This window comes from Lactiplantibacillus sp. DA1, from assembly GCF_032681335.1.
GTDB lineage: Bacteria > Bacillota > Bacilli > Lactobacillales > Lactobacillaceae > Lactiplantibacillus.
In genome coordinates this window covers 187674-209835 of the sequence record NZ_JAWHTQ010000002.1, presented here as the reverse complement: position 1 = coordinate 209835, position 22162 = coordinate 187674, and the positions used below count along the sequence as shown (strand labels likewise).

19 protein-coding genes and 1 riboswitch are annotated in these 22162 nt (G+C 45.2%); all 19 genes read left to right on the top strand.

Features of this window, described 5'->3' with window-relative positions:
* The first annotated feature begins 62 nt into the window (after window positions 1–62).
* The 19 genes from dnaE (at window position 63) to RXV91_RS03505 (ending at window position 22133) form a co-directional block, all read left to right on the top strand.
* Window positions 63–3413, top strand: a complete 3351-nt coding sequence (dnaE, locus tag RXV91_RS03595; protein WP_316438697.1) for a DNA polymerase III subunit alpha — start codon at window positions 63–65, stop codon at window positions 3411–3413.
* A 113-nt stretch (window positions 3414–3526) separates the two neighbouring features.
* On the top strand, window positions 3527–4489 hold the full coding sequence (gene pfkA / locus RXV91_RS03590; RefSeq protein WP_003640604.1) for a 6-phosphofructokinase: 963 nt from the start codon (window positions 3527–3529) through the stop codon (window positions 4487–4489).
* 85 nt (window positions 4490–4574) lie between these two features.
* Window positions 4575–6335, top strand: a complete 1761-nt coding sequence (gene pyk / locus RXV91_RS03585) for a pyruvate kinase (protein ID WP_316438696.1) — start codon at window positions 4575–4577, stop codon at window positions 6333–6335.
* A 1100-nt stretch (window positions 6336–7435) separates the two neighbouring features.
* Window positions 7436–7894 (top strand): DUF441 domain-containing protein, encoded by a 459-nt coding sequence (locus RXV91_RS03580; RefSeq protein WP_003640601.1) that lies wholly within the window; start codon window positions 7436–7438, stop codon window positions 7892–7894.
* A 51-nt stretch (window positions 7895–7945) separates the two neighbouring features.
* Window positions 7946–8833, top strand: a complete 888-nt coding sequence (locus RXV91_RS03575) for a S1-like domain-containing RNA-binding protein (RefSeq protein ID WP_316438695.1) — start codon at window positions 7946–7948, stop codon at window positions 8831–8833.
* 7 nt (window positions 8834–8840) lie between these two features.
* Complete coding sequence (gene xerD, locus RXV91_RS03570) at window positions 8841–9731, top strand: site-specific tyrosine recombinase XerD (protein WP_033609468.1); 891 nt, start codon at window positions 8841–8843, stop codon at window positions 9729–9731.
* 36 nt (window positions 9732–9767) lie between these two features.
* Entirely contained in the window at window positions 9768–10127 is a 360-nt protein-coding gene (locus tag RXV91_RS03565) for an N-acetyltransferase (protein WP_316438694.1), read from the top strand.
* On the top strand, window positions 10114–10881 hold the full coding sequence (locus RXV91_RS03560) for a segregation/condensation protein A (protein ID WP_316438956.1): 768 nt from the start codon (window positions 10114–10116) through the stop codon (window positions 10879–10881). The genes RXV91_RS03565 and RXV91_RS03560 overlap by 14 nt, the downstream gene beginning before the upstream one ends.
* Window positions 10868–11467: an SMC-Scp complex subunit ScpB gene (gene scpB / locus RXV91_RS03555; protein ID WP_316438693.1), complete on the top strand. Its 600-nt coding sequence runs from the start codon at window positions 10868–10870 to the stop codon at window positions 11465–11467. The genes RXV91_RS03560 and scpB overlap by 14 nt, the downstream gene beginning before the upstream one ends.
* The gene (locus RXV91_RS03550; protein WP_021731604.1) at window positions 11467–12183 is read left to right on the top strand and encodes a pseudouridine synthase; all 717 of its coding nucleotides are present in this window, start codon (window positions 11467–11469) and stop codon (window positions 12181–12183) included. Before scpB ends, RXV91_RS03550 begins: the two co-directional genes overlap by 1 nt.
* A 54-nt stretch (window positions 12184–12237) precedes the next feature.
* A riboswitch (FMN riboswitch) is annotated at window positions 12238–12359 on the top strand.
* A 121-nt stretch (window positions 12360–12480) separates the two neighbouring features.
* Entirely contained in the window at window positions 12481–13065 is a 585-nt protein-coding gene (locus tag RXV91_RS03545; protein ID WP_021731602.1) for a Gx transporter family protein, read from the top strand.
* A gap of 343 nt (window positions 13066–13408) precedes the next feature.
* The gene (locus tag RXV91_RS03540; protein WP_316438692.1) at window positions 13409–14455 is read left to right on the top strand and encodes a helix-turn-helix domain-containing protein; all 1047 of its coding nucleotides are present in this window, start codon (window positions 13409–13411) and stop codon (window positions 14453–14455) included.
* On the top strand, window positions 14442–15881 hold the full coding sequence (locus RXV91_RS03535; protein ID WP_316438691.1) for an ATP-dependent DNA helicase RecQ: 1440 nt from the start codon (window positions 14442–14444) through the stop codon (window positions 15879–15881). Before RXV91_RS03540 ends, RXV91_RS03535 begins: the two co-directional genes overlap by 14 nt.
* Window positions 15882–15942: 61 nt before the next feature.
* Window positions 15943–16575: a LysM domain-containing protein gene (locus RXV91_RS03530; protein WP_021731599.1), complete on the top strand. Its 633-nt coding sequence runs from the start codon at window positions 15943–15945 to the stop codon at window positions 16573–16575.
* Window positions 16576–16609: 34 nt separating this feature from the next.
* Entirely contained in the window at window positions 16610–17296 is a 687-nt protein-coding gene (gene cmk, locus RXV91_RS03525) for a (d)CMP kinase (protein ID WP_316438690.1), read from the top strand.
* A gap of 89 nt (window positions 17297–17385) precedes the next feature.
* Complete coding sequence (gene rpsA, locus RXV91_RS03520) at window positions 17386–18675, top strand: 30S ribosomal protein S1 (protein ID WP_021731597.1); 1290 nt, start codon at window positions 17386–17388, stop codon at window positions 18673–18675.
* Between the two features lie 138 nt (window positions 18676–18813).
* On the top strand, window positions 18814–20124 hold the full coding sequence (der, locus tag RXV91_RS03515; RefSeq protein ID WP_021731596.1) for a ribosome biogenesis GTPase Der: 1311 nt from the start codon (window positions 18814–18816) through the stop codon (window positions 20122–20124).
* Window positions 20125–20374: 250 nt separating this feature from the next.
* Window positions 20375–20650 carry an HU family DNA-binding protein gene (locus tag RXV91_RS03510; RefSeq protein ID WP_003640587.1) on the top strand — a complete coding sequence of 92 codons (276 nt, stop codon included), beginning with the start codon at window positions 20375–20377 and terminating at the stop codon, window positions 20648–20650.
* A 214-nt stretch (window positions 20651–20864) separates the two neighbouring features.
* Window positions 20865–22133, top strand: a complete 1269-nt coding sequence (locus RXV91_RS03505; protein ID WP_316438689.1) for a tetratricopeptide repeat protein — start codon at window positions 20865–20867, stop codon at window positions 22131–22133.
* The last annotated feature ends 29 nt before the right edge of the window (window positions 22134–22162 follow it).

The window sequence follows — 22162 nt, the reverse complement described above, 5'->3', positions numbered from 1 at the left end:
ATTTTTCGGTTTGAAGCATAACCGATACATCGCATTTTAATTAATGAAAGGGGGCGGCGATATTGTCGCAGTATGTCCCATTACAGGTATTGAGTACGTTCAGTCTGTTACAAAGTACTAGCACCGTCAATGAGCTAGTCCAGACTGCTAAGCAACATGGTTATTCAGCACTGGCCTTAACGGACGTCGATGTCATGTACGGTATTGTTGATTTTTACAATGCTTGTTGCCAGGCAGAAATTACCCCGGTCTTAGGCATTACATTGAATTTGTTAGGGCGTGACTTAACGGATCAAACGTTCGGTTTAGTGGTCCTTGCTAAAGATCGAACGGGTTATCAAAATTTGATGCGGTTGTCGACGATGAAGCAAACGGCTGCGGCTGAGGGATTGCCGTTAACAGCGGTCTTACCCTATTTGGACCACTTGATGGTATTAACGCCAGCTAAAGACAGTGAATTGACCGCCTTACTGTTACAAGATGGCGCTGACCGGGCTGCTAATTGGGTCGCCACACTCGTACAAGCCGTCGATCCTGATAGCCTTTACTTGGGCGTTTCTTTGGACCAAGCACCCGCACTGCGAACGACGATGACTGACTTTGCCCACCAACAGCAATTGTCGGTAATTGCGTTAGATCCAGTCGACTATGTTCAAGCAAAGGATTATTTTGCCGTCTCAGTTTTACGGGCGATCGATCGGGGACAGCAGATCGAACAGCCTGAGACGTTACAAGGTATAGAAGGGAGTCATTACTTACGGCCGGCTAGTATGGTGGCCGCCGATTACGATCAACTCGGATTGAAAGGTGCGCTTGATGCTACGACCGAAGTTGCGGCGCAGTGTCGAGTGGAATTACAATTTCAGCCGCCGCAGTTACCGCAATTTCCAACGCCTGATGAACAGCCGGCCAATGTCTATTTACGGCAGTTATGTGCGGCTGGCTTAAAGCAGCGCTTAGCCGCCATGACGGGGCCCGTTGATCAACAGAGCTATCAAGATCGCTTGAATCGTGAACTAACCGTGATTGATCAGATGGGCTTTGATGATTACTTTCTGATTGTGTGGGATGTGATGAATTTTGCCCACGAGGCTAATATCACGACGGGCCCTGGACGGGGGTCGGCAGCAGGGTCATTAGTCGCTTATGTGCTTAATATTACGGATGTCGATCCGTTACAATATAACTTGTTATTTGAACGTTTTTTGAATGCTAAACGGGCTAATATGCCGGACATTGACTTAGACATTCCTGATAACCGTCGTGAGCAAGTCCTCAATTATGTTCATGATAAGTATGGCCATGACCGCGTCGCTCAAATCATCACGTTTGGGACTTTGGCCGCCAAGCAGGCTTTACGCGATGTTGGTCGGGTCTTTGGGTTATCAACTTATGAGATGAGTGATTGGAGTGCGGCGATTCCCAACCAGTTACACATCACGTTACAGCAGGCTTATCAAGGTTCACAACGTTTGCAAAATCTAGTTGCTGATTCGACTAAAAATAAATTGCTATTTGAAACCGCACAACGCCTGGAGGGCTTGCCGCGACATTACTCGACACATGCGGCGGGGGTCGTGTTAAGTCAAAAGCCGTTGATTCAAATTGTTCCATTACAAGCGGGTAGTGAAACCATGATGATGACCCAGTATACTAAGGACACCGTCGAAGCAGTTGGTTTATTAAAGATGGATTTCTTAGGATTACGGAATCTATCTTTAATGGCCAGTGCGCTACATTACGTTCAGCGCCAAACTGGCAAGCCCTTGGCCATTACTAAGATCAATTTGAATGACCCAGCGACCTTAAAATTATTTCAGGCCGGTGATACAACGGGGGTCTTCCAATTTGAATCGGCTGGTATTCGCAATGTTCTCCGACGACTACATCCGGATAATTTTGAGTTGGTCGCAGCGGTCAATGCACTATACCGGCCAGGACCAATGGAAAATATTGATCATTTTATTGCCCGGAAACAGGGCCAAGAACCCGTCAGCTATCCAGCGGAACAACTCGCGCCAATTTTAGGACCAACGTACGGTATTTTGGTCTATCAAGAACAAGTCATGCAAGTTGCGGCGGTCATGGGTGGTTTTACACTGGGTGAGGCCGACTTATTGCGGCGTGCTATGAGTAAAAAGAAGCATGCGGTGATTGATAAAATGCGGCAGCAATTTATCGCCGGTGCACAACAAAATGGTTATTCTGAAACTGTTGCGACCCAGGTCTATCAATATATTGAGCAATTTGCTAATTATGGTTTCAACCGTTCCCACGCGATTGCTTATAGTAAGATGGCCTTTGAATTGGCCTACTTGAAGGTCCATTATTCGGGAGCGTTCTTTACTTCGTTGATGAACTCGGTATTAGGCAACGGAACTAAGTTAAAGCAATATTTAGCGGAAGCTCGCCAGCATCAGGTAGCCATCATCCCACCAGATATTAATCGTAGTGGGCAATATTTTGATTGGAATGGTCAAGCCATCGTGTTCGGGTTAAGTTCAATCAAAGGCTTGCGACGTGATTTTATTGCTAGTGTGCTCGATGAACGCCAGGCCAACGGTTCGTTTAAAAATCTTCAGCAGTTTATGCAACGCATCGATGCCAAGTGGCTCAAAGTCGATTTAATGAACGCGCTGATTTATGCCGGCGCGTTCGATCACTTTGGCCTGAACCGCGCGGAGTTACTGACTAGCGTGCCAGAGCTGATGTCCAGTGCGGAGTTAGCCGGGGACAGTATGACGTTGTTCGAATCACTGGCACCTAAAATCAAAAAGCAACCTGAACTCCCGTTAAGTGAGCGATTAGCTAAAGAAGCGGAATATCTTGGTGTGTATGTCTCGGGGCACCCAGTAGAGGCGTATGATTGGCTGGCTCAACAACGACATACGCAATTAGTCAGCACGCTCACGAGTGAACAACCGGCCCAAATATTGGTCTATATTACAAAAGTCCGAACGATTCGGACTAAGCGTGGTCAACCGATGGCGTTTGCAACTGGAAGTGATTTGTCTGGTGAAATCGACTTAACGATTTTTCCCAACACTTACCAACGGATTCGGGCGGAATTGAAACCGGAAGCGATTGTGTTGATTAGTGGTAAGGTCGAGCAACAGCGGGATCTGCAAGTGATCGTAAACACTTGGCAGTTGGCAGAACAATTACCTAAACCAACCGGCCAACTCTTTTTGCGGTTGCAACCTGAGCAAGCAACGGCGACTGTGCAAAAGAAAATTTTAAAGATTTTAAGTCAATATCGGGGCCCTAATCCAGTTCTAATCTACTCGGCCGCGGCGCATCGAACAGTTGAACTAAATTCACAGTATTGGGTCGTAGAAAATCCTGATTTGGTTGGAGCGCTTACAACCTTATTAGGTCGCGATAATGTCGTGATGAAGAACGCTATCCCTTGATACGACGGCGTTTTTTACCGCATTTAATTTTAGAAAATAACAGACAATCTACGGGAAAAGTGTTAGAATCACTTATGGAGTTACGAACTCAATTTATTGCCTGAGGTGAAAAAATGAAACGCATTGGTATTTTAACCAGTGGCGGCGACGCTCCTGGTATGAATGCGGCCGTTCGTGCAGTTGCTGGTAAAGCAATGGCTGAAGGGTTGGAAGCATACGGCATCAATTACGGCTTTGCTGGATTAGTTGCCGGTGACATTCACAAAATAGAAGCAGCCGACTTAGATGGTGTGATTCAGCGTGGTGGAACTTTATTGTACTCCGCACGTTACCCAGAATTCGCGCATGAAGAAGGTCAATTAAAAGGGATCGAACAATTAAAGCGGTTCGGCATCGATGCTTTGGTTGTTATCGGTGGCGATGGTTCTTACCATGGCGCATTGCGCTTAACGGAACACGGCTACAACACGATTGGTCTTCCAGGAACGATCGATAATGATATTCCTTACACGGACTTCACAATTGGTTTTGACACTGCTGTCAACACCAACGTGCAAGCCCTTGACCGGATTTATGATACGGCTCATAGTCATGACCGGACTTTCGTTGTGGAAGTTATGGGTCGTGGCGCTGGTGACGTAGCCTTATGGTCCGGTGTTTCAATCGGCGCGACTGCTATCGTGGTCCCCGAAGTTGATTGGGACATGGAAGAAATCGCCAACAAGATTAAGCATAACCGGGCCAATGGTCATCGGAGCAACTTGATTGTGTTAGCCGAAGGTGTCATGGGTGCCCAGGAGTTTGTTGAGAAGTTATCCGAATATGGTGACTTTGATGCTCGTGGGAATACCATTGCTCATATGCAACGTGGTGGGAATCCAACTGCTAAAGACCGTGTCATGGCCAGCAAGATGGGTGCCTACGCTGTGGAACTCTTGCTTGCCGGCAAGGGTGGCTTAGCGGTTGGGATTCAAAACAACCAATTAGTCAACCACAACATCTTAGATTTATTTGAATCTAAGCATGACGTTGAAGTGTCATTAGATAAGTTGAATGAAGAAATTTCATTCAAGTAATCATGGCATGTTTGTTCTTATTTTAATCTGATAAAAATGACGTTAATGTCTTTTTATAAAAACTTTCAAGGGAGAGATTTTTCTTATGAAGAAAACCAAGATTGTTTCAACACTTGGTCCTGCCAGCACCGATACTGACACTATTGTTAAATTAATCGAAGCCGGCGCAAATATTTTCCGCTTTAACTTTTCACATGGTGATCATGAAGAACATTTAGATCGCTTAAACAAAGTTCATGAAGCAGAAAAGATTACGGGTAAGACCGTTGGTATCATGCTTGATACTAAGGGTGCTGAAATTCGGACGACCGTTCAAGCTAACGGGAAATCTGAATACAAGATCGGTGACAAGGTTCGTATTACCATGGACGAATCATTAGATACGACCCATGATAAGATTGCCGTTACTTACAAGAATCTCTTTGATGACGTTCATGTAGGTGGCCATGTCCTCTTTGATGATGGTTTATTAGACATGAAGATCGACGAAAAAGACGAAGCTAACCGCGAATTGGTTACGACTGTTCAAAACGCCGGTGTTTTAGGCTCACGTAAGGGTGTTAACGCTCCTGGCGTTTCAATCAACTTACCTGGGATCACTGAAAAAGACTCAAGCGATATTCGCTTTGGTTTGGATCATGAAATCAACTACATCGCTGCTTCATTCGTTCGTAAGCCACAAGATGTCTTAGACATCCGTGAATTACTTGAAGAAAAGCACATGGAACACGTTCAAATCTTCCCTAAAATCGAATCACAAGAAGGTATCGACAACGCCGATGAAATTCTTAAGGTTTGTGACGGGTTGATGGTTGCTCGTGGTGACATGGGTGTTGAAATTCCTGCTGAAAATGTGCCATTGGTACAAAAGAGTTTAATCAAGAAGTGTAATGCTTTAGGCATGCCTGTTATCACGGCTACCCAAATGTTAGACTCAATGCAAGAAAACCCACGTCCTACTCGTGCCGAAGCTTCTGACGTTGCCAACGCCGTCTTTGATGGTACTGATGCAACGATGCTTTCTGGTGAAAGTGCTAATGGTCTTTACCCTGTTGAATCAGTTGCCATGATGGCTAAGATCGACGAAAAGGCTGAAAACACTTTGGCTGAAAACGGAACGTTACAATTAAACCGTTTTGACAAGACAAGTGTTACTGAAACAATCGGGATTGCGATTGCTCGGGCTGCTAAGAACTTGAACATTAAGACGATCGTTGCTGCGACTGAATCTGGCTACACGGCTAAGATGATTTCGAAGTACCGTCCAAATGCTGATATCTTAGCAATCACTTTTGACGAACGGACTCAACGTGGCTTAATGGTTAACTGGGGTGTTCAACCAATCGTGGCTGAAAAACCAGAAACCACTGATGACATGTTTGATTTAGCTGCTTCTAAGGCGGTTGAACTTGGCTTTGCCAAGGAAGGCGACTTAATCTTGATCACTGCCGGTGTGCCAGTTGGTGAACGCGGTACGACTAACATCATGAAGATCCAATTAATTGGTTCTAAGTTAGCTGATGGTCAAGGTGTCGGTGATGAAACGGTTATCGGTAAAGCCGTAATCGCAACGTCTGCTCAAGAAGCTATCGACAAGGCCGTTGAAGGTGGCGTCTTAGTTACTAAGACGACTGACAAAGACTACTTACCAGCAATCGAAAAGTCAAGTGCTTTAGTTGTTGAAAACGGTGGTTTAACTTCACACGCTGCTGTTGTTGGTATCTCAATGGGAATTCCTGTTATCGTTGGTGTTAAGGATGCAACTAGTGTTATTGCTGATGGTCAATTGATCACAGTTGATTCACGTCGTGGCCTTGTATACCGCGGTGCTTCAAACGCCCTTTAAGATCAAATCTAATTTGATGTTAAAAAGTCGCCGCTTTGCGGCGGCTTTTTATATTACATAAATTGCCTTACTCCAGCTAAATTAGCATGAAACATGCTTGAAAAGTGCCAAATCGTCAACGGCAAATGTTGCCAGCTTAAGCCCGCTGGAACTAGGGACAAACTAGTGTAAATTTGCTTAAAAAGTACGTCCTACACTGACCTACAGGCATTTCTGACAATTGCCGGAACGTGGTGGGCACAGATTTGAGCCGGAAAACCGCGTCTCAAATACTGGCCTTTCACTAACCAAGCCCAAAACGCTTGCCAAGTGAAATTTCCCACTGGGCATTGTCAGAACCGCCTTCCGGTCAAGACGGTGTTCAAATGGCAGATATAGACGTACTCAACTTTTGATTGACTGATCATTGTTTGACCATATATAGTGATTTCGGCAGTCAACTATCGGATAAATTATAGCATTGGGATAACGCACTATTTTTAAATTTCGATATTGGTGAAGTAGTCTAAAGCGAGGCGCATTGGCAATTTAATCTTTTATATTTAAAGGTCTGGGACCAAAAATATGCGTGACCGATGGCAACAAGCTAAGTAGCCGTCCATCAGGCGTTCGAGCGGCTTACCGAAACGTGTTCAGGGCCGCTGAAGCCTGTGCTTGCTACGCCACCGAATCAATGTCCAGACCGCATTCATTCGGTGGCTAGGCAATGCTCGACTTCAACCCGCGGCCTTTCACACTCTTGAGACTGGAGGGGCTGGATGCCAATGCTCAGTAGCCAAATTATTCTTAGGCGGAAGTGCGTTGCTTCCGGCTTAGAATAAGACTCGTATTTGAGATGACGCGGGTTGGGCGTTAGCTCAAATCGACGTCGGCTGCGTTCCAGCAATTGGCACCCAGCCTCGGAAGGCGGATTAGGACGTCCTTCGCTGACGAACAGGCATTCAAACGATTTGGCACTTTTCAAGCATGGTTCCTTCCAAGATTAAAGAACAGGAATCGGTGATTAGTCAGGGGGGATTGTGAAATTGATGAGTAACGGGCTAACACCCCTCGTAATTCGGACCGTTTTCAGTTACAATTGATAACACGTGAGGTGTCGTATGGAAAGTTGGTTATTTTTATTAGCAATTTTAGTGGTGGCATGGTTGGGGAAAAATCAGTCCTTGCAAATTGCGACCGTTGTCGTGCTACTCATTAAGTTGATTCCTAATACAAGTAAATTATTGACGACGATTGGTCAAAAGGGAATTAATTGGGGTGTAACGGTAATCACCGTGGCGATTTTGATTCCGATTGCCACTGGTCAAATTGGGTTTCGCGACCTGTGGCATGCATTTAAATCGCCAGTTGGTTGGATTGCGGTCGCATGTGGAGTCCTTGTCTCAGTGCTCTCTTTTCATGGTGTCGGACTGTTGTCAGCGACACCGGAAATTACCGTAGCATTAGTATTTGGCACTATCATGGGTGTTGTTTTGCTCAAAGGGATTGCTGCGGGACCGATTATTGCGGCTGGTATCACTTATTGCATTATTCAAGTCTTACATTTAAGTTTACAGTAATTAAGAACACGTGCGTTGATTTTTTCGATGGACATTCAGAGGAGTTATCATATGGATAGTATTATTGGAACGGTGGTTACAGCGAAGGTAACCGACGAAAATGATGAAGCATACTTCGTACAAGTAAATGGTCAAACGTTATGGGTCGATAAAACGGAACCGGAGCAGCCATTACATATTGGTGGGCTATATGAAGGCTTTGTCTACGAGAATGAAGATCACCATTTACAAATGACACGCTTGGTGCCAGAAATTTCGTTCGATCACTTTGTGTGGGGCACAGTTGTCCGGACGCGTCATGATCTGGGTGTCTTTGTCGATGTTGGCTTGCCGAACAAGGACTTAGTTGTGTCATTAGACGAATTACCAACTATCAGCCGGTTATGGCCTAAAAAGGATGATCGCTTATACGTTAAGTTAGCCCGCGATAATAAGCAACGGTTATGGGCAACCTTAGCGGAATTGACAGATTTTGAGGCGATTGCCAAACCGTATGATCGGGAACAGGTCAAAAATACGGATACGATGGCGACTGTTTTTCGTTTGAAGATGGCGGGTACGTCGGTAATTACCGATGATAATCATTTGGGCTTCGTTCACCCGTCAGAACGTGAACAGGAACCACGCATGGGGCAACATGTCAAAGCGCGGGTGATTGGTCATTTGCGGGATGGCGAACTGAATTTATCGTTGAAACCGCGGGGCTATGAAGAAATTGGTGACGATGCGCAGATGTTGCTAGCGGCCTTGCAACACCAAGCCAACCACGCATTGCCATTCTGGGACAAGAGTGATCCTGATGATATTCGCAATTATTTCGGCATCAGCAAGTCACAATTCAAGCGTGCCGTGGGTAATTTATTGAAGCAACGCTTGATTAGCCAACAACCAGGTGAAATCAAGCTAGTCAAGATTGCCGATGAGCAAGCCGACGATTGATCAAAAAATGCAGGACCAGCTTGCTGATTACCTGCATTTTTTGCGTGTTGAACGGGGACTGGTCGAGAATACGATCAAGAGTTACGCTCAGGATCTCACCACGTTCAGCGAGTACTTAATGAGCCAGCAGATCACGGACTATCGTGTGGTTGATCGATACGTCCTCTTGAATTATTTGCAGTATTTAGATGAAGCGGGCAAGTCGCGCAACACGATTATTCACAGCGTTTCAAGCCTGCGCAAATTTTTTCAATATTTAGCACAGATGCACGCCATCGATACGGATCCAATGTTAAAAATCGATACGCCTAAGCGAGCCCAACATTTGCCGCAAGTACTATCACCACGGGAAGTCGAACGGTTACTGGCTGTTCCTAAACTAAATACACCATTGGGATTGCGTGACCGGACCTTACTGGAAGTCATGTATGCGACGGGGCTACGGGTCAGTGAAACAATCAATCTAACTATGGATGACCTGCACTTGGACTTGGGATTGATTCAAACGATTGGAAAGGGCGATAAGGAACGGATTATTCCCATTGGGGATGTGGCGATTGATTTTATTACCCGGTATTTGAAGACGGCGCGACCTAAGCTTGTGTCGGCTAAACGTCGCAATACGTACTTATTCATTAATAACCATGGTGGTAAGCTGAGTCGGCAGGGCGTGTGGAAAAATCTGAAGGCGGAAGTTAAAGCGGCCGGAATTGAAAAAAATGTTACGCCGCATACGTTACGACATTCATTTGCCACGCATATTTTGGAAAATGGTGCGGATTTGCGAGTTGTCCAAGAACTATTGGGACACGCTGATATTTCAACGACCCAAATTTATACGCATATTTCAAAAAAACGCTTAGCTGAGGTTTATAATAAGTACCATCCACGGGCCTAGTGACGTGTAAAACCAAGCAGGCAAGGAGGCGATACTGTGCTCGTTAAATATCGTAAGGATTATGAGAAGGTGGCGATGGGGCTACTATCATTTATCACTGATTTTAAAGATTTAGCGCATTTACAAACTGAGATGAAGTGGTACCAGTCAACTGATGACCATCAGTTATTGTTATGGCGTCAAGGTGACGGTGACTTTTGCGGTATTATTGGTATTGAAGTTGGCAGCGACTTTATCTTGCTACATCATGACTCATTATCACCTGAGGAACGAACGGCGGCCAATCAATATCAAATGTTAGATGAGCTCGCTGCGTTGTATCCGAACCAACGGGTCATGGGAACTTTAGAAATGGCGCCAATCATTGGTGCGTGGGAGCGTAATCGTGACAAATAATCAACAACCAATCACCATTAAAATTTCAGAGTTTGAGGGACCTTTGGATTTGTTACTACACCTTATTCGACAAAATAAGATGGATATTTATGATATTCCAATCGCGGCGATTACCCAACAGTATTTGGACTACTTGCATTCCATGCGAGCGTTGAAATTGGACATTGCTGGTGACTATTTGGTCATGGCGGCGACTTTGATGACGATCAAAAGTCGTTTCTTGCTACCACAGCCTGAGCTAGATGATGTTGATGACGGTAATGATGAAGAGGATCCTCGTGATTCACTAGTTGCTGAATTATTGGCCTATAAGGTTTATCAAGAAGCTGCTGGCGAATTACGGACTAAGGAACGGGCCCGGCACCAACATTTTACGCGCGAAGCGATGCTCGTGCCGTCCGATTTAAGTGCGCCCAAGCTGACCGCGGGAATCACGTTGGATGACTTGCAAGCGGCATTTCGACAACTGGTGGCTAAACGGCGGCGGGTACGGCCATTAACGAAAACGGTCGTAGCGGAAACGATTAATATTGATGAACGAATGATGCAAATTACCACACAGCTGCAGCAGCAACCACAGGGCTTAGACTTTGCTGAGCTGTTTACGGTCAGTGCTAGCGATGAAATGTTAGTGACAACCTTTATGGCTGTGTTAGAATTAACCAAGCAGGATCAGTTGGCCTTGCAACAAGCTGCGCCGCTGAGTCCGATTCATTTATATTTACGACAGGATGAACAGCATGACGAACATTGAACAAATTGAAGGATTATTATTTGTGGCGGGTGATGAAGGCATCACGGTTGCTGAGATTGAGCACGCCACAGGATTTGCCAAGCCGGCGATTACAACGATGTTGACACAATTAGCTATGAAGTATCAGCAAGACTCAGACAGTGCGTTAATGATCTTATCGACGGCGAATACTTACCGATTAGCGACCAAGGCTGAGGTAGCGTCAATATTAAAGCGTTACTTTGAGGCCCCATTGACGACTAGTCTGTCACAAGCTTCATTGGAAGTGTTAGCCATTATTGCGTATCGGCAACCATTAACACGAATTGAGATTGATGAGATTCGCGGTGTGCACAGCGGCTCGACGATTCAAAAACTTGTTTTGCGGCAGTTGGTGACCGAGACTGGGCGCTTGAATGAACCGGGACGACCAATCCTATATGGCACCACGGAGCTATTTTTGGATTACTTTGGTCTAAAATCTTTGGATGATTTACCAACGATTGATTTGGCTGCGTTAAGTGACGCTGAACATCCGGCGCCGGAGACGGACCTGTTTTTAAATGCATTTCAAGATAAACTACAAGCAGAACGTGAGGATAAATAATGGCAGAACGATTACAAAAAGTGATGGCGGAAGCAGGAATTGCTTCGCGGCGTAAGTCAGAAGTGTTGATTACGTCTGGCCATGTTAAGGTCAATGGGACGACGGTCACCACGCTTGGTGTCAAAGTTGAACCTAGTGACCGTGTCGAAGTAGATGGCGTGCCGTTGAATGCGGAAAAACTCGTGTATTATTTATTTTATAAGCCACGGGGGGTCGTAACGACGGTTCATGATGAAAAAGGCCGTAAGACGGTGCTGGACTTTTTTGAAGATGTTTCTGAACGAATTTACCCAGTGGGGCGGTTGGACTATGATACATCGGGGCTATTGATTATGACTAATGACGGCGCCTTAGCAAATCGGTTAACTCATCCAAAGTACGAAGTCAAGAAGACTTATTTGGCTAAAGTCGAAGGGGTGCCAACGAATGCCGATCTCAAGCAATTACGCTTAGGGGTTGAAATCGATGGCCGTAAAACGGCTCCCGCTAAGTCGAATCTGTTAGATAGTGATCACAAGAAGAATAATGCGCTAGTCCAATTAACGATTCACGAAGGCCATAACCACCAAGTTAAGAAAATGTTAGCAGCAGTTGGTCATCCAGTGACTAAGTTAAAGCGTGAACGCTATGGAGTTCTTGACTTGCAGAGCTTACAACCCGGGGAGTACCGGAAATTAAAGCCAATTGAAATTAGCAAGTTAAAAGGTGAACGATAGCGCTTGCATTTTTGGACGAAAGCCGTTAAAATGAATTTGTAAAAATAAATATTGGTTCATCTTCAGGGCAGGGTGTAATTCCCGACCGGCGGTAATAACCCGCGACCTATGCGTCTGCATAGTGATTTGGTGTAATTCCAAAGTCGACAGTAAAGTCTGGTATAAAGAAGATCGAGCTTATTTGCCAAGCGTTGCAAGTAAGTCCGCCCGGATGACAGTTAGTGTGATCGGGTGGACTTTTTTATTTGGACAACTGGTAATGCGGTTCATTGAAGATGACCCATAGGAGGGTGCGTTATGCAACATACAACGTTACACCGACTAGTGGGCATAGCCTTACTCGGTGCCATTGCGTATATTTTAATGTTAGTGGAGTTTCCGATTTTACCGATTGCGCCATGGATGAAGATTGATTTTTCGGATATTCCGATTCTAATTGGTCTATTTCTTTTTGGCGTGGGAGGGGCGTTCGTCATTACCATCATCAAATTGCTCCTTCATTCAGCGATGATGGGTTTTGCCATCTACGATTTAATCGGTTCCCTAGCTAGTTTTCTGGGAACGGCAGTGCTGATCTTAGCCTTTGCGCTAGTGCTGCGTTATTATCGTGGTAATCCTAAGTGGCGAATGCCCGTGGCCATTGCGGTGGCGACAATTGGTCTAGTGGTCATTGAATCGTTAGCCAACTTGACGTTCGTCTTGCCATTCTACTTGCAGGTGATGGGGATGAAGCTCAGCATGTCGTTGAATACGGTTGTGCTAGTGGCTGTGATTCCGTTCAATCTAATCAAGGGACTGTTAGTCGGCAACGTCTTCTGGCTGGTCTATCAACGGCTAGCTAAATGGTTAGGCAACCATAATCAGCTTATGAGCCGGATTTAATCTAAATAATTTGGGTGGTCACCAATTGCGTAACTGCAAGGTGACTGCCTTTTTTATTAGTCGTCATCGTGATATTCTTAAATACGCGTAGTGTTGATCAATTATGGTTTAAGTCTTTACCGCGACTAGCTTTCGAATCGTCAGAGGATGTGTATTTGGCAGTGGCTGAAATAAGGTGGCGTTGAAGTGCTTTACGACTAACTAGAAAGGTTCGGAAGTAGGGGCTGATATGGTGATTTATCCTTTGCTAGTGCTCTTAGCTGGTCATCTGTGAGTTTAAAAAGTGGCCGGTAATCGATTAAATAAAAGTAGCAACAAAAAACATTCGGAGGGAGGCCTTACCGTGTTTACAGACTACGTTCTATTGTTATTCGGCCCGACGCCGCGACGGGCAAAGGGCTTGTTCAATGTGTTGCGCGGTCGCCGCACGGTCTCAACACTTTTTGCCGGATTAACAGCGGGGTGTTTAGAACTGCTCGACAGCTGGCACGGTGTCCCCTTAGAAGACTTCATGGCAGCAACTGCTGTCCTAGAAGAAAACGGGCAATTAGTCAGTACGGCAACGGGATGTTGGCAATTAACGCCAGCTGGTGAACGGCGCCAAGCAGAATTGCGGCAAACATTATACTTACCTCAAGCTTTCCAGGCGTTTCAAACGACAGATGTTCGTCGTTTTATAATTGTTAGTCAGCTAGCGCTACAAGTGGTTTCTGAATTAGTTCATCACGATCGTCATTACTATCCGGTGACGACTGATCCGGGAATCCAAGCACAGGTCAAACACTGGTTACGACAGCAACCGAAGGCGGAACTTGGTAGCCGAGTTCATGCGGCATTGATAGCTTTCTTAACGAGCCTGTCGGTACCAGAGTTGCCGACAGTGTTTGTCCAAGGTTTGACGGGTTATCGGGAACCTGGACTTACTAATGAACAATTGGCTGAACAATTAGGTCGTCAGCCGCTCGAAACCGGCTTGATGCGAATGGATGTTTTTTGTCAATGGATCAATTGGCTGCAACACCATCAAACAACCGATCCATTGTGGAACCTATTAGCACCCTTAAAGCAATCTAGTGTGATCAGTAAAAGCGCCTGGCAGACGTATCAAACTTTTGTCAAGACCAATCAACTGGCGATGATTGCGCAGACGAGGCGTTTAAAATTAAGCACGGTTCGGGAGCACTTGTTAGAAGTCGCGATTTGGTTACCCCAGTTTCCGTTTGAGTCGGTGCTAAGTAGCACTTTGATGCAGCAGTTGACCACTATTTTTGTCAATCGCCCCGATATTGCGAACTGGTCGTTTCAAGATGCACAAGCTGCAGTGCCTACCTTAGATTTTTTTGAGTTCCGGCTATTTCAAATTATGAGGTGTCATCATGTCAGAGGATGAGTTATATCAGTTATTAAAAACAAAATATGGCTTTGACGAATTCCGGCCTGGTCAATTAACGGTTATCCAGAAATTATTAGCGGGCCAAGATGTTTTGGCGGTGTTACCAACGGGGACTGGCAAATCGCTGATTTATCAGCTAGTCGGTGCTGCGTTGCCGGGACTGGTTGTGGTGGTGTCACCGCTCATCTCGTTGATGCAAGATCAGGTGGCCCGTTTGAATTATCAGGGCGAAAAGCAAGTGGCGGCCCTAACATCACAGTTAGACTATGGTGCTCGTCAGCGGTTACTGAATCATTTGGCACAAATAAAATTTTTGTTTGTTTCACCGGAAATGTTGAGTCAAGATGTGATTCAAGCAGCGCTGATGCAAGTGCCGTTAGCGCTGCTGGTCATTGATGAGGCGCACTGTATTTCAACTTGGGGCCCCGATTTTCGCCCGGATTATCGACGCCTCGGCCACATTCACCAGCAATTAGGCTCACCGCGAACACTAATGTTAACAGCAACGGCAACACGGCAAGTCCGGCAAGATATTGTGACACAACTAGCTGTTCCTAGCGCGCAGCAAGTCTTATATTCGGTTAACCGTCCTAATATTTATTTGGCGGTTGAACAAGTTAACGATGAAGCTAGCAAACGGGCTACCTTACAACATTTAGTGACGAGCACTCGCGGGCCAGCAATCGTCTATTTTACCTCCAAACGGCAAACTGACTTAATTGCTGAATGGTTGCGGACAACGACAACATTACGAGTGGCTGCTTATCATGCGGGCTTAGCGGCTGATGACCGCTTTAAAATCCAACAGCAATTCATGGCGGGGCAATTGGATGTTATCTGTGCAACGTCGGCGTTTGGGATGGGAATTAATAAAGCGGATATTCGCTTAGTGATTCACTATCATTTGCCAACGACTTTAGCTGATTATGTCCAGGAGATTGGTCGCGCGGGCCGGGATGGTCACCAGGCGATGGCCATCATGCTCTATGCACCAGGGGATGAGAATCTTGTGCGTAATCTGAACGAATTGACGGCTGCCACGCCTAACGAGATCCAGCAAGATTATGCACGTTATCAAGCGAAACAACCCCCGGTCGATGACCGTAGCGTGGTCTTGCAATCGTACTGGCAGCAGGGAGCGACGCCAACGATGGTTGCAACGATTTTTGCTGATCGGCAAGTGGCGAAGGAACGTGAACTGCGGGCTTTGATGGTCTATGTGCAAACAACAACTTGTCATCGAGCTGTGATGTTAGCTTATTTTGATGAGTCCGCAGTCCCGCATACGGCACAATGTTGTCAACTTGCTGGTGAACCACTGCCACTGATCGCATTAGGGTTGACGGCGGTCAGAGCAGTTACGACGACACCAACAATATCGTGGGAGCAACGCTTAGCTCAATTGTTTTTACTAAATTCTTAAAGAAATCAATTCAGGGTTATGTTACAATATTGGTTGAAAGTTTTTTGAGGAGGAACACCCTATGAGTCAAAAAAATGAGAATGACAAATCCCAAGCGGATAAGCCGTGGGACAAAACTTTTGAAGACGATCGGGATGACTCGGGCAACTTATCGCGAACTCAAAAACGAAAACAAGACAGTAGCAACTCAACATTAACGACCGTTTTAGTGGTCTTGATTTTGTTGCTTGCTTTGGCGCCAATTGGATATTTTTTGGTGAAAAAGAATTCGCTTAATAATCCGCAACAGACCGAACAAGTTGCTAGTTCGAGCTCGAAAAAGTCATCGGCCAGTGTTGCTGACAGCAAGTCTTCGGTTGCTGCTAGCAAGAAAAAAGCGGCCGCATCGTCGAAAAAAGCTGCTGCCAAGAGCAGTAGCTTGGCATTGGCTAGCTCTAAAGCAGCCAGTTCCAAAGCGGCTAGTTCAGCCGCTGCTAGTTCAAAAGCAAGTGCGAGTACTGAAGACAGTAGCAGTACTAGCAGCAGTAGCTCCTCAGAATCATCTTCAAGTGCCAAGTACGTTACGGTAGAAGCCGGTCAAGGGGTCTATCGAGTCGCTACGAATGCTGGAATTTCAGTGGATAAATTGTTAGAGTTAAATGGTTTATCATCTGGAGCAACGATTTCAGCTGGTCAACGGTTACGTGTCCGTTAATACACGATTTTTGCAGATTGTGAGGGGTTAGTTAATGGCTAAGCAAGCACTACAGGTGGCCATCGATGGTCCGGCTTCAGCTGGCAAGAGTACCGTAGCCAAACTAGTTGCAAAACGGTTTGGCTATATTTATGTTGATACGGGTGCGATGTACCGAGCAGTTACGTATTGGGCGATGCAACAACACGTTGATCTGGCGGATGAAGCAGCCGTCGTTACAGCGATGCAAACGCTCAAGATTAGTTTCAAGCCTGGAGAACCAGATCAACTCGTTTTTGCTAACCAGGAAGACATCACGGCGGCGATTCGCCAACCAGACGTTACGAATAACGTCTCAACGATTGCAGCATTACCGCAAGTACGCACGATTTTAACGGATCAACAGCGTGAAATGGCAACTGCCGGTGGGATTGTGATGGACGGTCGTGATATTGGTACCACGGTGCTACCCAAGGCCGAAGTTAAGATCTTTTTAGTGGCTTCAGCGGCGGAACGTGCTAAGCGCCGGTACGCCGAAAATATCAAGAAGGGCATCGACACTCCCTTAGCTCAGTTACAAGCTGAGATTGAATTACGGGATCATAAAGATTCAACGCGTAAAGTGTCACCATTAACACAGGCAACAGACGCCACGCTTGTTGATACGACGCCAATGTCAATCGATGAAGTTGTGGCCGCCATTGCGGAAATTATTATAAAAAAACAAAGTTCAACAATCTAATTGTATTAACTTAATGCTTTTAGCTAGCTTTTCATTGCGTTTTCAGCTATGATATAGGTTAGAGTTATTGTTGACAGGAGGAAATTTGCATGAGTGAAAACGAAAACAGCCAAGAGAAGAATGAACTTTTAGACGCTTTAAACAGCGTTGAAGAAGTAAACGTCGGTGACGTTGTTAAGGGTGAAGTCTTAGCAATCGACGATGACAAACAAGTAATTGTTGGTATCCAAGGTACCGGTGTTGAAGGGGTCGTTCCTTTGAAGGAACTCTCAACACAACGGGTTGACGATGTCAACGAAGCCGCAAAAGTCGGTGATGTGTTAGACTTGGTTGTCATTTCTCGAATTGGCAGCGACAAGGAAAACGGCAGTTATTTACTGTCACATCGTCGGTTAGAAGCTCGCAAAGTTTGGGACGATGTTGAAAAAGAATACGAAGCAGGTCATACGATTAAAGCTCCGGTAACGCAAGTTGTTAAGGGCGGGTTAGTCGTTGACGCTGGTGTTCGTGGCTTCATCCCTGCCTCAATGATTGATGATCATTATGTTGAAGATTTAAATGCCTATAAAGGCCAAGAACTTGAACTTAAGATTATTGAAATTGAACCTAGCGAAAATCGCTTGATCTTATCACACCGTGCCGTTGTTGAAAAGCAACGCGAAGCACAACGTGAAGAAGCTTTGAAGACCTTACAAGCTGGTGATGTCGTTGAAGGTAAAGTTGCTCGTTTGACGAACTTCGGTGCCTTTGTTGACCTTGGTGGCATCGATGGTTTGGTTCACGTTTCGGAAATTTCATACGATCGGGTTGAAAAGCCTGCTGATGTATTGAAGGTCGGTCAAGAAGTTACGGTGAAGATTTTATCCGTTGATGCTGACCGCGAACGTGTTTCATTATCAATCAAAGCTACTTTACCAGAACCTTGGGATGGTATTGAAGAAAAAGCCCCACAAGGTGCCGTACTTGATGGTAAAGTTAAGCGTTTGACGAGCTTTGGTGCCTTTGTGGAAGTCTTCCCTGGTGTTGAAGGGTTAGTTCATATTTCACAAATCTCACACCAACACATTGCAACACCAAACGATGTCTTAAAAGTTGGTCAAGAAATCAAAGTCAAGGTTTTGGATGTTCGTCCAGACGAAAAACGGTTAGCTTTATCAATTAAAGCTTTGGAAGAAAAGCCACAAACTGCTGACGATGATAACGAAAGTCAACCAGAACGTCGGAGCAATAACAACCGTCGTCGTAACAACAACCGGGACAACCGGACTGCTAGCGAACGTTCAACGGCTAATGCTCCTGAAGAATCAACTGGTTTCACTTTAGGTGATTTGATCGGTGACGAATTGAAGAATGCTGAAAGCAACAATGATGAAAACTAATCATTGATTGATTAAAAATACCCTTCAAGCTTGCCTTGAAGGATATTTTTTTAGGAATAGATTAGTTGGTGTTACCAACTAATCTAAGACTCATAGCAGTCGCTTTAGACGTTATGAGGGCAAAGGAGGAATTAAAACATGGCAAAACCAGTTGTCGCCATTGTTGGGCGACCAAACGTTGGTAAATCTACAATTTTTAATCGAATCGCCGGAGATCGAATCTCGATCGTTGAAGATACACCGGGGGTGACACGTGACCGGATTTATGCCAATAGCGAGTGGTTAGGTCAGGAATTTAGTTTAATTGATACCGGGGGGATTGATATTGAAGACGCCCCGTTTATTAAGCAAATTACACAGCAAGCCGAAGTCGCTATTGATGAAGCCGACGTCATTATCTATTTAGTTAGTATTAAGGAAGGCGTTACTGACGCTGACGAACACGTTGCGCAAATCTTGTACCGGTCGAATAAGCCGGTCGTGTTAGCGGTCAATAAAGTTGATAATCCTGAATTACGCAGTGAGGTCTATGACTTTTACTCACTCGGCTTTGGCGATCCATATCCGCTTTCAGGGGCCCATGGACTGGGGCTCGGGGATTTGTTGGATGCGGTCATCAAAAACTTCCCTGAAAAAAGTGGTGACGAGGAACCTGGAACGATCCGCTTTAGTTTGATTGGCCGCCCGAACGTTGGTAAATCATCAATTGTGAATGCCTTACTAGGTGAAGACCGAGTGATCGTTTCTGACGTGGCTGGGACGACACGGGATGCGATTGACACCAAGTTTACGGATCAAGACGGTGATCGCTTTGTGATGGTCGATACGGCCGGAATTCGTAAAAAGGGAAAAGTCTACGAAAATACTGAACGTTATAGTGTGATGCGGGCCCTTAAAGCGATCGATAATAGTGACGTGGCGCTCTTTGTCATCAACGGTGAAGAAGGCATCCGCGAGCAGGACAAGCGGGTAGCTGGTTATGCTCACGAAGCCGGTAAGGGCATTATCATCGTGGTCAATAAGTGGGATCTTGTTAAGAAAGATAATCATACTATGCAAGAGTTCGAAGCTTATATTCGCGATCAGTTTGTTTACTTGAGTTATGCACCCATTATCTTTGTTTCAGCCAAAACGAACCAGCGATTGGAACAACTACCGGCGCTGATCAAGAAGGTCAATACGAACCATATGCGGCGCATCCAATCCTCAGTCTTGAATGATGTGATCATGGATGCCATCGCCATGAATCCAACACCTAGTGATAATGGTAAGCGGCTACGGGTCTATTATGCGACCCAAGTGGCCATTCAGCCGCCAACCTTCGTGGTCTTCGTTAATGATCCTGATATGATGCACTTTTCATACGAACGGTTCTTAGAGAACCAGATTCGGAACGCGTTTGATTTTACCGGAACGCCGATCCATATGATCGAACGCCGACGTAAGTAAGCAAAAGCGCGTAAAATCGGCATTTTAGCACAATTCCAGATTGATGTAAACGATTATCATCTTTTTGCGCATTTTTCGTCAAAAAGGCTAAAAAAGCTTGCTATTACGGCATTCCTATGCTATCTTTGATGAAGAAATGATGCTTGTTATCGTTTCTCTCATTTTTGGACCACTCAAAAATGATCATCTGGATCAACGATGTTAAAAAGCACGGCGATCCTTCACTCTGTAACGGGGAGGTGAATCAAACATGGCAAACAAAGCTGAATTAGTTAACAACGTTGCTGCGGCAACTAACTTAACGAAGAAAGACGCAACTGCTGCAGTTGACGCAGTCTTTGCATCAATCCAAGACACTCTTGCAAAGGGTGAAAAAGTTCAACTGATCGGATTTGGTAACTTTGAAGTACGTGAACGTGCTGCTCGTAAGGGCCGTAACCCACAAACTGGTGACGAAATCCAAATTCCTGCAAGCAAAGTACCTGCATTTAAGCCAGGGAAAGCTTTAAAGGACGCAGTTAAATAATGCATATCAGTTAATGAAATGCAAACATGAAAGTCAGTATAGCGACCGTTATACTGGCTTTTTTGCTGTCGTCTGCGGTATGATAGACTGTCAGGTCAAGACGGGACAGCCGATGCCGTGATTCGTAAAGAAAGCGGTAAGCGGTCCGTTAAATAAATAATGTAACCGCAAAGTCTGAATGAAGTGGTACTTGGTGGTTTAAAGGATGGGTGTAATGAGTTATTCAGAAAAAATGCTCGCGGCACTATCAAACGGGCAAATTGATACGGCCAAAAAACACTTTGCGTGGGCTTTACGTAAAGATGATGATGAGACACTGTATAGTTTGGCTGAGGAGTTATACGGCCTCGGTTTTTTGAAGCAGGCGGAGCGGGTCTATAAGAAGTTATTGGCAAAGTATCCGGATGAAGATGACTTGCGAACAAGCCTCGCGGATATTGCGATTGATGAAGATGATACGGATTTGGCGCTAGACTACTTACAACAAGTCCAGCCAGATTCACCGGCCTATATCCAGGCGTTACTTGTTGAAGCAGATTTATATCAGACCCAGGAGTTATTTGAAGTTAGTGAACAAAAACTGAAAGAAGCCTATCAATTGGCACCAGATGAACCCATTGTCGAGTTTGCGCTGGCTGAGTTTTATTTCCTGATTCGCAACTATGGTCAAGCGACGCGCTTTTACTTGGATTTGATCAAGCAAGGGCAAGTAGAGTTCTCTAAAGTTAATTTAGTTGAACGACTAGGTGTTGCTTATGCGGAGTCAGGTCGTTTCGAACAAGCAGTCGGTTATTTAGAACAAATCAAGCCAGCTAAATTAACGCCGGATAGTCAGTTTGAATTAGGGTTCACCTATTTGCAATTAAAGGAACCACAAAAAGCGGTGGATATTTTTAATAAGTTGCGGGAGCAAGATGACCAGTATGCTTCCTTGTATCCATACTTGGCTCAGGCACAAGAGCAATTGCACCAGCTAGATCAGGCGTTATTGACGCTTCAAGAAGGGTTAGCCGTTGATCAGTACAATGAACAATTGTACTTGCAAACGGCGCGCTTGGCCTTGAAATTAGACGATCAGGAGTTAGCTGAAAAATATTTGCGTGAAGGATTGAGTATCGATCCTGATAATCTAACCACTGTGCTGGAGCTTTCCAATTTATTAGTACAGCGGGAACGTTATCAAGATAATATTGAATTATTGGATCAATACCTACAGAGCGATGAGTTTGACCCGCAGTTTTATTGGAACTTAGCCATCTCTAACGATCGATTGGATCACTTCCAGGCCGCAAAAGATAATTATGAGGCGGCGTACCCGTTCTTTGAGCATAATAAGGATTTCCTTAAACCGGCGATTTACTTCTTCCGGGAAGCGGGTTTGACTGATGATACAGTTGCTGCGCTGCGCAATTACCTGATGATTGAACCCGATGATGGTGAGATGGTGGCAATGCTAGAAGATTACGAAGATCAGGGTTACTAGTTGAAAACACTTTCATCTCTGGTAGAATA

Bases quoted from the DNA above. Each gene is read 5' to 3' on its own strand.
- pfkA (WP_003640604.1), top strand. From the start codon at position 3,527: ATGAAACGCATTGGTATTTTAACCAGTGGCGGCGACGCTCCTGGTATG.
- pyk (WP_316438696.1), top strand. From the start codon at position 4,575: ATGAAGAAAACCAAGATTGTTTCAACACTTGGTCCTGCCAGCACCGAT.
- RXV91_RS03580 (WP_003640601.1), top strand. From the start codon at position 7,436: ATGGAAAGTTGGTTATTTTTATTAGCAATTTTAGTGGTGGCATGGTTG.
- RXV91_RS03575 (WP_316438695.1), top strand. From the start codon at position 7,946: ATGGATAGTATTATTGGAACGGTGGTTACAGCGAAGGTAACCGACGAA.
- xerD (WP_033609468.1), top strand. From the start codon at position 8,841: ATGCAGGACCAGCTTGCTGATTACCTGCATTTTTTGCGTGTTGAACGG.
- scpB (WP_316438693.1), top strand. From the start codon at position 10,868: ATGACGAACATTGAACAAATTGAAGGATTATTATTTGTGGCGGGTGAT.
- RXV91_RS03550 (WP_021731604.1), top strand. From the start codon at position 11,467: ATGGCAGAACGATTACAAAAAGTGATGGCGGAAGCAGGAATTGCTTCG.
- RXV91_RS03545 (WP_021731602.1), top strand. From the start codon at position 12,481: ATGCAACATACAACGTTACACCGACTAGTGGGCATAGCCTTACTCGGT.
- RXV91_RS03535 (WP_316438691.1), top strand. From the start codon at position 14,442: ATGTCAGAGGATGAGTTATATCAGTTATTAAAAACAAAATATGGCTTT.
- RXV91_RS03530 (WP_021731599.1), top strand. From the start codon at position 15,943: ATGAGTCAAAAAAATGAGAATGACAAATCCCAAGCGGATAAGCCGTGG.
- cmk (WP_316438690.1), top strand. From the start codon at position 16,610: ATGGCTAAGCAAGCACTACAGGTGGCCATCGATGGTCCGGCTTCAGCT.
- rpsA (WP_021731597.1), top strand. From the start codon at position 17,386: ATGAGTGAAAACGAAAACAGCCAAGAGAAGAATGAACTTTTAGACGCT.
- der (WP_021731596.1), top strand. From the start codon at position 18,814: ATGGCAAAACCAGTTGTCGCCATTGTTGGGCGACCAAACGTTGGTAAA.
- RXV91_RS03510 (WP_003640587.1), top strand. From the start codon at position 20,375: ATGGCAAACAAAGCTGAATTAGTTAACAACGTTGCTGCGGCAACTAAC.
- RXV91_RS03505 (WP_316438689.1), top strand. From the start codon at position 20,865: ATGAGTTATTCAGAAAAAATGCTCGCGGCACTATCAAACGGGCAAATT.